The organism is Tissierella sp. P1 (assembly GCF_002266425.1).
In the GTDB taxonomy this organism is placed as follows: domain Bacteria; phylum Bacillota; class Clostridia; order Tissierellales; family Tissierellaceae; genus Tissierella; species Tissierella carlieri.
The window spans coordinates 60,195-73,133 of record NZ_NPMN01000008.1 but is presented as its reverse complement, the minus strand read 5'-3'; the positions used below and the strand labels follow the sequence as shown (position 1 = coordinate 73,133).

At 30.2% G+C, this 12,939-nt stretch carries 13 protein-coding genes and 1 pseudogene; all 14 read right to left on the bottom strand.

What is annotated here, in order from left to right; translation table 11 throughout:
- Positions 1-27: 27 nt before the first annotated feature.
- The 14 genes and pseudogenes from CIW83_RS07490 to mltG all read right to left on the bottom strand — a co-directional run bounded on the left by CIW83_RS07490 (position 28) and on the right by mltG (position 12,873).
- Positions 28-384, bottom strand: coding sequence for a metalloregulator ArsR/SmtB family transcription factor (locus tag CIW83_RS07490; RefSeq protein WP_094900229.1), 357 nt, complete (start codon positions 382-384; stop codon positions 28-30).
- Positions 385-775: 391 nt separating this feature from the next.
- On the bottom strand, positions 776-940 hold the full coding sequence (locus tag CIW83_RS07485) for a hypothetical protein (RefSeq protein WP_094900228.1): 165 nt from the start codon (positions 938-940) through the stop codon (positions 776-778).
- Positions 941-1,086: 146 nt separating this feature from the next.
- Positions 1,087-1,623, bottom strand: a complete 537-nt coding sequence (locus CIW83_RS07480) for a GNAT family N-acetyltransferase (protein ID WP_094900227.1) — start codon at positions 1,621-1,623, stop codon at positions 1,087-1,089.
- Positions 1,624-1,696: 73 nt separating this feature from the next.
- Positions 1,697-1,900 (bottom strand): hypothetical protein, encoded by a 204-nt coding sequence (locus tag CIW83_RS07475; protein ID WP_094900226.1) that lies wholly within the window; start codon positions 1,898-1,900, stop codon positions 1,697-1,699.
- A gap of 148 nt (positions 1,901-2,048) precedes the next feature.
- Positions 2,049-2,279: pseudogene (locus CIW83_RS07470) on the bottom strand (transposase); the annotation flags it as partial.
- A 332-nt stretch (positions 2,280-2,611) separates the two neighbouring features.
- Positions 2,612-3,154 carry a hypothetical protein gene (locus tag CIW83_RS07460; protein WP_094900223.1) on the bottom strand — a complete coding sequence of 181 codons (543 nt, stop codon included), beginning with the start codon at positions 3,152-3,154 and terminating at the stop codon, positions 2,612-2,614.
- Positions 3,155-4,410: 1,256 nt separating this feature from the next.
- Positions 4,411-5,160 (bottom strand): dienelactone hydrolase family protein, encoded by a 750-nt coding sequence (locus CIW83_RS07455; RefSeq protein WP_158220044.1) that lies wholly within the window; start codon positions 5,158-5,160, stop codon positions 4,411-4,413.
- A gap of 383 nt (positions 5,161-5,543) precedes the next feature.
- Positions 5,544-5,978, bottom strand: a complete 435-nt coding sequence (locus tag CIW83_RS07450) for an NUDIX domain-containing protein (RefSeq protein WP_094900221.1) — start codon at positions 5,976-5,978, stop codon at positions 5,544-5,546.
- Positions 5,979-6,856: 878 nt separating this feature from the next.
- The gene (gene sigK / locus CIW83_RS07445) at positions 6,857-7,558 is read right to left on the bottom strand and encodes an RNA polymerase sporulation sigma factor SigK (RefSeq protein ID WP_094900220.1); all 702 of its coding nucleotides are present in this window, start codon (positions 7,556-7,558) and stop codon (positions 6,857-6,859) included.
- Positions 7,559-7,620: 62 nt separating this feature from the next.
- The gene (locus CIW83_RS07440; protein ID WP_094900219.1) at positions 7,621-9,267 is read right to left on the bottom strand and encodes a penicillin-binding protein 2; all 1,647 of its coding nucleotides are present in this window, start codon (positions 9,265-9,267) and stop codon (positions 7,621-7,623) included.
- A 46-nt stretch (positions 9,268-9,313) separates the two neighbouring features.
- Positions 9,314-9,934, bottom strand: a complete 621-nt coding sequence (gene udk / locus CIW83_RS07435) for a uridine kinase (protein ID WP_094900218.1) — start codon at positions 9,932-9,934, stop codon at positions 9,314-9,316.
- A gap of 2 nt (positions 9,935-9,936) precedes the next feature.
- Positions 9,937-11,166, bottom strand: a complete 1,230-nt coding sequence (locus CIW83_RS07430; RefSeq protein ID WP_094900217.1) for a U32 family peptidase — start codon at positions 11,164-11,166, stop codon at positions 9,937-9,939.
- 135 nt (positions 11,167-11,301) lie between these two features.
- Positions 11,302-11,817 (bottom strand): O-methyltransferase, encoded by a 516-nt coding sequence (locus tag CIW83_RS07425; RefSeq protein ID WP_235601255.1) that lies wholly within the window; start codon positions 11,815-11,817, stop codon positions 11,302-11,304.
- A 15-nt stretch (positions 11,818-11,832) separates the two neighbouring features.
- Positions 11,833-12,873, bottom strand: coding sequence for an endolytic transglycosylase MltG (gene mltG, locus CIW83_RS07420; RefSeq protein WP_143598532.1), 1,041 nt, complete (start codon positions 12,871-12,873; stop codon positions 11,833-11,835).
- Positions 12,874-12,939: the final 66 nt, after the last annotated feature.

Here is a 12,939-nt window from a genome sequence, read left to right as displayed (position 1 = left end):
TAATTATTTTTACATTTACAACTGTTTTCATTTATAATCTCTCAAATTTTCACAAGTCATTCCACTATTTTTATATTCATTTAATTTTTCTATATCTTGCTTACATATATCTATTTTATTGAGTTCATTCTCTAGAAGTTCTTTTATAAATGGAAATTGTTCCAAAGTTTCTTTATTTAATTTATAATATATCCATTGAGCTTTTTTCTCATATGCCACAATCCTAAGCATATTTAACTTAGTGAGATGTCTTGAAGCGTTTGATTGTGTAATTCCTAATATATGTTCAATTTCACACACACATAATTGTCCATCTTTTAATATGTTTAATATTCTAATTCTATTTTCGTCACCTAATGCTTTCAATATTTGCACTATATCCATTTCATATCTCCTCATAATTTTATATGCTTTTATGATTATATTCGTTTATACTCATATACTATACTTAATAGTTAAAATTGTCAATAATCGATTTTATAATTCATATGAAATGTTCTTATTTTCTAATACCACATTATTCAATTTTCAAAGAACAAATTTCCCTAAATAATTCGCAACATCTACAAGTTAAATAATAACTACATATTTTAATCTTTTTAACAAAAGGCTGGAATGTACTTAAAACTAATATCTTTATGGATTTTACTTCTAATTTTAATTAGTATGATCATTGCAATCACTAAGTTTATAAGGCATCTTTAAAAAATAAAAAAGACCAGAATTAATTTTCTAATCTAATAACTCTTAACGCTTCAGGAGAATTCCCTTTTCTCTATATAAATCCTTTAGCTTCTAAAGTTTTTAAATATCCATATACAGTAGGGGTTGACTTAAGCCCTAATATATCTCTTATCTCTCCAACACTAGGAGCATATTCGTTTTGTTTTATGTAATCTATTATTATATTTAATACTTGTGATTCTCTTTCAGTTAGCATATAAATTTCCCCTTTACTAGATTGTATCAGAACGTCCATTCTGCATAAAGGAGAATTTATCAAATTATGTAGAGTTACAGTAAAAGGTCTACATACCTTGATTTGTTTGTAGGCCTTTTACTATTAATTTATTAAAATAATATAATCTATCTAATTTTATCTAAATCTAATACCATTTTATATCTATGATGCCCTTTTCCATATTCATCTTTACTCAATTCATCAATCTCAAATCCTAACTTATTCTTATATAGATGAATAGCAGATTGGTTTTCTATATCTACGGTTAAACTCATTCTCTTAAATCCCTGTCCTATAAGATTTTTACAAACGCCTATTAAAAAATGATATCCTAACCCTTGTCCCTGAAACTCTTCAACTATAGCATAATCAAACAGATAACATTTATCTATGTCTTCCCAGTCTCTCATTAAAATAGCTAGACCAATTACCTTTTTCTTATTTTCTTCTTTTAATAAAAATACATTTCCATGCCGAATTTGAGGAACTAATCCCCATTCGTCCATCCCCAAGTCTCCAAAAATGCTTACTCCAAAGGTTACCATCCGTTTCAATATATTAAGATCATAATCTTGGACCAAATATATCTTAAGATTCTTAATATCTCCATCCAGATTATCCACTACTTTTTTTGGTAATGCTCTTACTTCTTCTAGATACACCTAATCATCTCCTAATACCTTTTCTATATATAAGTATTTCCTCATAATATACAGATTAAACATTTTTTACCTTCTAAATTTCTTTAACTCTTGTAGTAGTAATCTTACCATGTACTTTACTCAATGTTTTAATTTTTAATGTTGGATTGCTAACACCAAATTCTTCTATAATGTCTTCTAGTAGTTTAAATTCTTTTCTCTTAATAACAATTTCGATTTTATATCTTTCTTCCTCATTGTTTTCACTGTAATTACTGGATTTATAGAATACTTTCAAAAAATAAAAAAGTGACTTGGAAGTAATCCTGATCAAATTTAATCTATAGTTTTTCCATCTATCTTAGCTATAAAACTTACTGTTTCCACATACTCATCCTCATATCCAAGTTAAATCTTTATCCTTCTTTAGATATTCCTTATGGTGATTAGCAGGGTTCTCCTGAACCCCTATGTTTTGCATATCTCATACTATGAAACTCTTTAACATCAGCAAAGACCCGTTCTATAGCCTGACTTCGTAACATATAGAGTTCTTTGCTGCCAGTAGTATGCCTTATATCCTCTATTTTTTCAATATACTCTTCCCCAACATGACGAACAACGAGTTTCACATGGTTTTTGCTTTTCGTGCATTGCTGTAAAAAAGGACAATCCTTGCATTTTTCAGGGCTGGTCTTATAAAATCTAAGTCAATCACTTTTTCGAGTTTCCTAACCAAATGTTCCTCTCGCACAAGATTTTCAAGGCAGAGCATTTCCTTCTGAAATTTATATGTTGCATTCTTTTTACTCATCATCATACATCACTTATATCATTACAGCATATTTTGTTGATTTTCGGCGGTTTCCAATAAAAACAGCACATACCTTTTTCTTATGTATGTGCTGAATATTTATGGTATAACACGCAAGCGCAGAAAAACTACATAACCAAGAAGCAAAGTCTTTAGTGGCTCTAAATGGTATTATGCTTATTCGGTAAGTGTGTTTTAATCCACTATCTGAAACGTAAATACAACGGGGTTTACAATATTTTCGCTAAGGGGAGACACATCAACTGACTTAATCTTCAGTTTTATTCCCAATGCTTTTTGGTATTCATACAAACGCCCACCTGCGCATCTTTCAAAATATGTTTCAATTGATGCCGGAAATCGAAACATTCCTTTTGGGGCATGCTTGTAGTATCCATGGTTACAGGCAAAAGTGACTGTGATTGTATTATCATCATTCAAAACGGCTGTTCTGCCAAAGGTATTTGTAAATAGTTCCAGCCTTTCGGCAAGGGGTTTGTCAGCGTGTTCAAGTGCGAAGGCTTTACGTTCTTTATCGTACCCAGTACCACTACAACTTCCGTTTTGCTCGTATAGTCGGAAACGTTGCTCCTTGGTGAGCTGTTCTTCCATCGCTTTTATAAATTTTTCATCGCATTCGTCTCCCTTATATGTTTGAACAATGTGCTCAAACAAAGGCAATATATCATCAGGAATTTCATTTTTACGCATTTGCATAATTTTCAGCATAGTTTTCATTTGCTTAGACCCTCCTCTTTAATATCCATCACAAGATAATATAAAATTTGTTTGTTACATCATAAAATTAGTATATTATACCAAACATTTCTTTTCTACAGTTTAAATATAATATTAATTTAAACAACTTGCATATTATCCGACAAATGTTATCTACATTATAACACGATTCATACAAAAAGGCTATCGGCATATGAATGTCGGCAGCCTGAAATAGGATCATTAAGATCCTATTCTATTATTATTCCTTTCTTCAACTCAATTGACAAAACAGTCATAACTCTTGATGCTATATAAGCTATGTAATCCTTTTCATCTTCTGTGAATTCCATAACCCCTAAAGAACTTAAAAATCTCTTGCTATAAATAATAGGCTCTCTACCATTATTTATAGCCCTTTACATTAGATTTTACTTATATAATTTAATATTCAAATTAAAAATCCTTCTTTTTTATATTTTTTAAATTAAAATATATCAGGATTGAGTTTCTGATTTAATAAGTCTCAATGCTCGAGGGAAGTTTTCTATTTCTAACTATAAGCATTTGTCTATAATAAGAATTGTAATAATAGAAGCACATATAACAGAAATTAAAGCAATAATTGTTTTATATAATTTAATTTTAGGATCATATAAATGGTCCTTTGCTAATGGACCTATATCAAAATATTTAGTTTTTCTATTTACATAGTGAGATATTAAATGATTAAAAAGTAAAGACTGTTCATTAAACCAAATCCTCTAAATGTCCTGTATCATTAATACACTTTACAGTTAGTTTATTATTTAAAATATCATACACTATCAGCTGTATTATTTCCTCCTATACTTGTGGCCACTTGTCTCCATTATAATCCATTTATATATCTTAATGTAAATATCTATCTTACTGAACTACCGTCTACATCGTTTATGTAATCATTGGTTTCCTCTTTCTTCTATGATTGTAATTGTTTTATTCAAGTCACTTCTATATTTATTTAATTCTATCTGCAGATCCTGCATGTCCTTTCTCCCAAAAAACAAAAACCCAAAGATTTTATTTTATTATCCCTGAGCTTCTAGAGCCTCTATCTATAATTTAATAATTACGGTATCAATAAAAATACCCCATGATTCGTTTCTGAATAATACGATATTTTAAATAGTTATTAGTTTTTTTATAATTATTGCATCTAGAAAAGATAATCTAAAGTCACCAAGCATCCCTAAAGTCAAAGTCCGTTTGATATTATTCATTATTTCTACTTAATGCTAAAGATTGGCTTTTAGCCATGTAATTAAATTCTCTAACATACTTGTCGTAACCCTGTGGTTAACATTACTAAACTCTATTATCTGTAATTTCTCTTGATTATTTGTGTAAATAGGCCTTATTCTATCAACAAATTTTCTCTGTATTTCAATAGGTATAGATGTATCTTCTACTCCATGAAAAATTGAAATAGCTCTATCTTTTATCTTTTCTTCATGTGTCATCGGATCATACATCTCAATTTCGTCTTTATAAAGTTCACTCAGTGGCAAAACATTCATTTTTATGCATTCTTGCCACGCAAAGGCTCCATTAAATCCAGCTAGGCATTTTAAGTCGTCATGCTTAATGAAAACTCCCCCAGCTGTTATTGCCCCCATTGAACTTCCCATTACAGCTATCCGTGTTGGATCAGCGTCATGTTTTTCTATTGCCTTCTTAATGAGCACATCGGATTCTTGAATACCCTTAAAAATTATTTCCCATATATATTTTACGTCATATTCTATTGACTCTCTTTCACCATGGTATAATGCATCAGGTACAATTACCTGGTAACCGAAACTGGCAATTGTCATTGCTTGAAATCTTATAAAATCTTTACTTGAATACAATCCATGATAATAAATAACAGTTGGTAGTACTCCAGTATATTCTTTTAGATTAAATCTTAGGTATGGGATATCATCTACTTTTTCTTCTGTAATCATCACAAATGGATTCTCCTGTCTAAATATTGACCATTCCATTTGTACCATCTCCCTTTATCTTTATTCTTGATTTGTAATTCAAAAATCGGCTTACTAAGCAATTTATTTAGTCTAACCATTGTGTTCCTATCCTGTCAGTAATACCAATCATATTAGAGTATTTTCTAACCTCTGTCGTGAATTAAATCTAATCTAACTTATTTAATAAGCAAATTATACCATCTTTCTTATATTGACATAATGGAATCTTGATTTTCAATACCGTATTATTCAATTTTCAAGGTTCAATCTTCATATCTTTATTTCCAATAGTTATTTAAAAGATAAGATAAAAATACCTTAGAATTCTTTTCTGAATAATACGGTATTTTCATAAAATATTTAATTTTAGTAATCATGATATTTAATATGAAGATGACATACTAGATTTTATTGAATACTTCATTTAAAAATTTATGTGTTTCTTCATGACATAAGGCTCCCATTAATTCGTCTTTATCAAAGAACCTTACTATATCAATTTCTTTATCTTGCGGCTTTAGTTCTTCTCTGTTACCCAAATATTCTACATAAAACATCACCGTTTCTTGTCTATCATACTTATGTGCTTTAGGGAATGAAAAACAAATTTTTGTCTCAAACCTATTGATAATTCTATAGTTAGTAGAGCCTGTTTCCTCTTTTAATTCTCGCAAAATTGCTGATTCTAAATCTTTGTCCAGCTCTTCTATCCCACCTTTTGGAAAGTCCCAATGTCCAATTATATCTTCATTATTATTGGAATTTTTAACTTTATGAATTAATAAGTATTCATTCTTCTGAAATACAACTGCGCCAACTGCTTTCCTTATTTTCATTAGCATTCCCCCTTGCCCAAATGTTCCCAAGTATAAGCTATTACGAATTACCTATGCGAATATTATAGCATACATCATAAACTTATTGGACATATATAGTAATATTCCATTTTTCAATACCGTATTATTTAGTTTTCAATGTTCAATTACACATAAATGATTAACTATTCTTCTCAGTATCATATTTATTTTTAGTTTTACATCTAGGACATATCGTTGCCCCTTTTCCCTCTGCTTCAAGAAGTAATTTACCACATTTAATACATCTTATTTTTTTCATTTTCATTTCCTGCCTTTAGCTCACAATCTCATATAGTCTTTTCTTTACCTTCCTTGGAATAATATCCTCTACTCTATAAATGTATTTATCCTTATGCTTTTTATCTTCATGTTTCTTATATTCTTCCATAGCCAGTTTTTCATATTTCTTGGATAGTTCTATATCTCCGTTTAAGTTCCTTACTGTATTTCTATGCTATCTTAGCTTATCTTTATTTTCCAGCTCATTTAGAATTCATATTCATTGTAATCTTATTCCAACTCTATATTATTTCCTTTATCTTTTTCTTTGTGTGCTTTCAGTAATAACACAACTATTGTTAGATATGACGTAAAAGAGGTCGTCCAACTAATTAAATAAATATAATCTTAGATAAAAAGTAGAAACTGTTGTGAGGACTTCTGATAGAAACATAAAAAATATATCTGTAACTTCAGACCTTACTCTTTAAACTAGAATAAGAACTATGAGTACAAATACAAGCAACGGCCATTCCATATCTACTTTTACTAGAAATATAGAAAACCTTCTTAATAGAACAACAACTCCCGTTAGATAAGTAAATAAATTAATCCAGGGCTAAATTCCCTGGATTAATTTATTTACTCATTAAAGTTTTATTTAATTTGTTTAGTGCTCTTGTTTCGATTCTTGACACATAAGATCTAGATATACCTAGCATGGCAGCAATTTCTCTTTGTGTCTTACAACTTCCATCTATCAGACCATATCTCAACTCAATAATGACTTTCTCTCTATCCTTTAAAACCTGATTTATTGCCTTATATAATTTTTTTATTTGTAATTTTAAATCTACCTCATCTAATATTTCATCTACATCTGACCCTAAAATATCTAGTAAATTTATTTCATTGCCTTCTTTATCCATACCAATAGGTTCATGTAAAGATAACTCTACTTTAGTCTTTTTAGTCGATCTTATAGTCATTAGAATTTCATTTTCTATACATCTTGCAGCATATGTAGCTAGTCTTGTACCTTTAGCTGGATTATAAGTAGATATTGCTTTGATTAAACCTATTGTGCCAATAGAAATCAAATCTTCTGTTTCTTTTCCTGTATTACTATATTTTTTCACTATATGCGCAACTAATCTTAGGTTTCTTTCTATTAGTATATTTCTTGCATCTTCATTTCCTTCTGAATAAAGCTTTAAATACTTCTCTTCATCTTCCCTAGAAAGTGGCTTTGGAAAAGAATTAGAATTTATCATATATCCACAGAGGATTACAAACGGCCTTAATATTATACTAAAAATTAATAGAATCGCATTTTTCATATATTACACCCCCCTTTAGTCATATATAAGTATATGTAAGGAAGTGTTAATCTTTGCAAGTCCTATTTATTTAACATGAAAATTTCTCTACAAATCCTTTGGAAAACAGGTGCTGCAGATATGGATCCTGAATTAGCTTCTTCAACTAATACAGTAATTACATATCTTGGATTATCTCTAGGATAATATCCTGCGAACCAACCATGTATTGTTGGCTTACTTTTAAGTAGACCTTCTGCAGAACCGGTTTTTCCAGCTGCTCCTCCTATATCATCTAATTTTATTGCCCTTGCAGTTCCCGAGTATACTACTTCTTCTAAAAATTCTTTAGCTATATTAGATAATTTTTCTGATAATATTCTTTTATCTTCCATTTTATTATAGTCTTTTATAATTTTGCCATCCTTCGTGGTTATACCTTGTACTATAGACATATCTTTTTGAACTCCTCCATTTGTAATCGTTAAAAGCATATTAGTAATCTGCAATGGCGTAGCTTCTATCTTTCCTTGACCTATTGAAATATTTCCTATGGCTGGCCCTAGTAACTCTTTTCCTTCTGGTAAAATTCCTTCTACCTCTTCAATAAGCCCAATATTAACCTTTTCACCAAACCCTAACCTTTTGGCCATTTCAATTACCTTTTTTGCTCCTATCTTTTTCCCGATCTGTATAAAGACAGAATTACATGATTTGGCAAATCCATTCTTTAATGATATATCTCCATGAGTACTATTACAATTTATAGTTACGTTATTTATATTTTCATAACCTTTGCAATAGAATTCTTGATTTATAATATCTGGTTCTTCTTCTAATGCAGCTAACAGTACTATTATTTTAAAAATAGAACCTGGTGGGTAGGAGACCTGAACAGCTTTATTATATAAAGCCATATCTTCTCTATTAAAGTATTCCTCCATATGCTCTTGATTAAAGCTAGGTCTACTGGATAATGCTAATATTTCACCTGTCTCTACATCAGCTACCATTACAGATCCTTTTATATCATCCTCATCTAAAATATTTTCCACTAAGCTCTGAATATAATAATCAATTGTAAGTCTTACTCCCGCAGGCTCCTCAGAAGTTACAGTGCTATCTACATAATAAGAACTGCCTAGAACTAAAGATCTGTTTTTATCATATTCTATGAATAAAGATGATTTATCAGATTTATTTAAAAACTCATCATATACTTTTTCAATACCAGACTCTCCTCTATTCTCAGCTTTATTAATATATCCAATAACATGAGAAAGTAGATTTGTTTTTGAATATCTATTTATAATATCAACTATAAAAATATTGTTGGCATTTTCAATATCGATTTTCCTTGTCAGAGGAATCTGAACCAATTTATTATTTGTATCTAAAATTTTATTTATTTCTATAGTAGATAACTCGGTATTTTCTTTTACTTTTTTTAATATCTCCTTATTTTTTATAATAGCTTCCCTTGGAGCTACTAAAGTTTTTGTCACCTCTCTATTGGTTAACGGGATTAGATTTCTGTCATATATTGTCCCTCTTTTAGATCTTAAATTAATTTCTGTGCTTCTTTGTTTTAATCCTTGTAATTTAAGATCTCTATTATCATATATCTGCAGATAATATAATCTTCCTAATAAACCTGCAAAGAGTAAGATGGATATAAAGTAATAAAATTTTATTCGCGAATAGATAGTATTTCTCTTATATCTAGACATAAAAAAACCTCCCTAGATAGTGTTTCCACTTTTAGGGAGATTAAACTTAATTATTAAGTATAGAATTAATCTTTGCAACTATTATATCTATGGCTACCTTATTATAGCCTCCTTCAGGAATTATGATATCCGCATATCTTTTAGTAGGTTCAATAAATTGAAGATGAGCTGGTCTTACTGTTTCCATATATTGTAGTATAACAGAATCGAGAGTTCGTCCCCTATCCTTAATATCTCTAAGTATACGTCTAATAACTCTAACATCAGAATCAGTATCTACAAATATTTTAATATCCAATAAGTTTCTTATTTCCTCTTCAAATAATAGCAAAATTCCTTCTAATATTATTATATCTTTAGGTTCTACAGTTATAGTTTCTTCTCTTCTTGTATGTCTTTCAAAATCATATATAGGTTTTTCTATAGATTTATTATTCATTAAATCCTTTAGATGTTGTATTAACAATTCATTGTCAAATGCAAAGGGATGATCATAGTTAGTTTTTACCCTTTCCTCAAATGTTAGATTGCTTTGGTCCTTATAATAAGAGTCTTGTTCTATAACCGCAATTTTCTTTTCATGGATTGATTTAAAGATTTCTTTAGATACAGTTGATTTGCCAGAGCCTGTCCCTCCTGTTATCCCAATGAGTAATGGTCTTTTCATCTTCATTCCTCCCTCTCTTTTCTAATCATATCCATACTATTGACTGGTCTTGTCATAAGAATCTTAACAACCTGTTGTGGATGTGGGGCTACTTCTATTTCATTCCCTTCTTCATCCCACATTTTTTCGATAATCTGGGTAAAAAATTCTTTATTAGGCCCAAAGACTTCTATCTCTTCTCCTACAAACATCCTATTCCTTTGCTCTACTGTAGCAATTTTAGTTTCTTCATCGTAATTTAATATAAGTCCAACAAAATCATATCCTCTAACATAGGAAGATGTACTATACACTTGAGCCTCATTAGTAGGTTTTCCAAGATAAAATCCTGTTGTAAAATCTCTATGACTAGCTTTTTTAATTTCCTTAAGCCATTTTTCATCAAATCTATAGTTATCTGGATTTTTATAATATTTATCTATCGCCATTCGATAAGCCCTAATAACCGTTGCCACATAATAGGAGCTCTTAACTCTTCCTTCTATCTTAAAACTCTTTATACCAGATTTAATTAGCTGGGGAATAAATTCTATCATACAAAGATCTTTAGAATTCATAATAAATGTTCCTTCTTCATCTTCAAATACTGGGAAGTATTCACCAGGCCTTTTTTCTTCTACAAGATTATATTTATATCTACATGGATGAGCACAATCTCCTCTATTAGCATCTCTGCCAGTCATATAATTACTAATTAAGCATCTACCAGAATATGACATACACATTGCACCATGAACAAACGCTTCTATCTCTAAATCCTTCGGAAGTTTAGTAGACATAGATTCTATTTCTTTAAATGATAACTCACGAGCTAATACTATTCGTCTTACTCCTAAGTTATACCAGAACATCATTGTTTCGTAGTTTGTTACAGATGCCTGGGTGCTTAGATGTATTGGTAATTCTGGAACCGTTCTTCTAATTACTGAAAACATTCCTGGGTCTGATACTATAACTGCATCAGCTTTTATTTCATAAAGCTTAGTTACATATTCTTCTAGACCTTCCATATCTTCATTGTGAGGTACTATATTTAAAGTAATATATACTTTCTTTCCTCTTTCATGAGCAAATCTTATACCCTCTTCTATTTCTTCTACAGAAAAATTCTTTGATGCTTTTCTAAGTCCAAAGCTATCTCCACCTAAGTAAACAGCATCTGCTCCATACATTATAGCCATCTTTAATTTCTCCAAATCTCCAGCTGGTGCTAATAGTTCTATTTTATCCAAGATATTACTCCTCTCTATATGTTATAGCTACCCCATCTCCTATTGGTATAATACTGGATGTATAGCCTTCAATTTCATTTATATATTGTAAAAACTGTCTCAATCTTTTTACTATGGTTTTCTTTCTCCTAATAACTAAAGTATCTGTGGCAACCATGCTTTATAAAGTACATTATCTGATACTATGATTCCTCCTGGCTCTAAAAATTTAATGCATTTATTAAAAAAGTCCATATATTGACCCTTTGCAGCATCTAGAAATATAAAATCATATTTTTCATCTAAAATAAGAAGTACTTCTTCCGCTTCCCCTTGTAGGATTTTAATCCTATCTTTATATATGGTCTTAGAGATATTTTCTTTTGCCAAATCTATCATATCGCTACGACGCTCTACGGTAGTTATATTACAATAGTTCCCCGTATATTCGGCCATCAAGAGAGCAGAGTAACCTATTGCTGTACCTACCTCCAAGATGTTTTTGGGATTCTTTAACTTTAACAAAACCTTCAAAAGCTGTGCTACTTCAGGCTGTACAATAGGAACATGATTTTCCTCTGCATATTTCTCCATAATTTTTAAATTAGTATTATTATCAGGTAATAAACTTCTTATATAATCTTCAATATATTCCTCATTTATTTGGTTCAAATTTTATCATCCCTTTTATTTCTTTGGTTTTGCTTTTAAATGTTCTTCATAGGTTTTAGTAAATGTGTGAGTACCATTACCTGTCAATACAAAAAATAAATAATCTACATCTGCTGGATTTACTGCTGCTATTAATGAAGATTCTCCTGGAGATGCTATTGGCGCTGGTGGAAGTCCTTCATGGATATAAGTGTTATATGGCGATTCTATCCTCGTATCTTCATTAGTTAGAACTTCTTTTCTCTCTCCTAAAATATACTGTACGGTAGCACAGGATTGTAGCATCATTCCCTTATGAATCCTATTATGAAATACCGCAGACATTAAAGGTCTTTCCTCATCTACCTTACCTTCTCTTTCTACTATAGATGCTAAAGTAATCGCCTCATTTAATGTTAAATTAAGCTCCTCAAGCTTTGGCTCTACATCTTTTCTATAAACCTTCTCAAATTCATCCAGCATCTTACCTATAATCTCTTCTTCTGTTGAATCAACATAGATTTCATAGGTGGATGGAAATAAAAATCCTTCAAGCCCTTGTTCATCATCTAATTCCTTTAAAAAAGTATATTTATCTTCAAAGTTTTTCTTGTCACTTACTAATTCAAGAAATCTATCCCTATCTACAATACCTTCATCTGATAACTTCTCAGCCATTTGTTTAAGTTCATACCCCTCTGGAATAGTAAATCTTACTGTATTTTGACTTTTGCCACCCTTTGTAAGGCTATCTATTATATTCTCAAGATTCATGCCAGTAGATAAATTGTACTCTCCTGCCTTTAGTTTACTGCCTACACCTTTAGCTTTCACCTGATACCTGAATATAAACTGATTTTTAATCAATCCATTCTCATATAAAATATCTGCTATTTTAATAGTTGAACTCGATGGAGGGATAATGATTTTTACATTAGAAGGGTTGTCAACTGCCATTGCTCCCAAACTTTCCTTATAATATTTTTGAGCAAAAAATGCTCCAAATATTATTGCAAATAATAATATTATTAATACAGAAAATTTCTTTGATTTAGCTTTCCTTCTATTTTTTTTCATCTTGGTCTTTTCCAATTCTTTAACAACTCCTTTTTATAGTGAATAATTAATAATGAATAACTAATA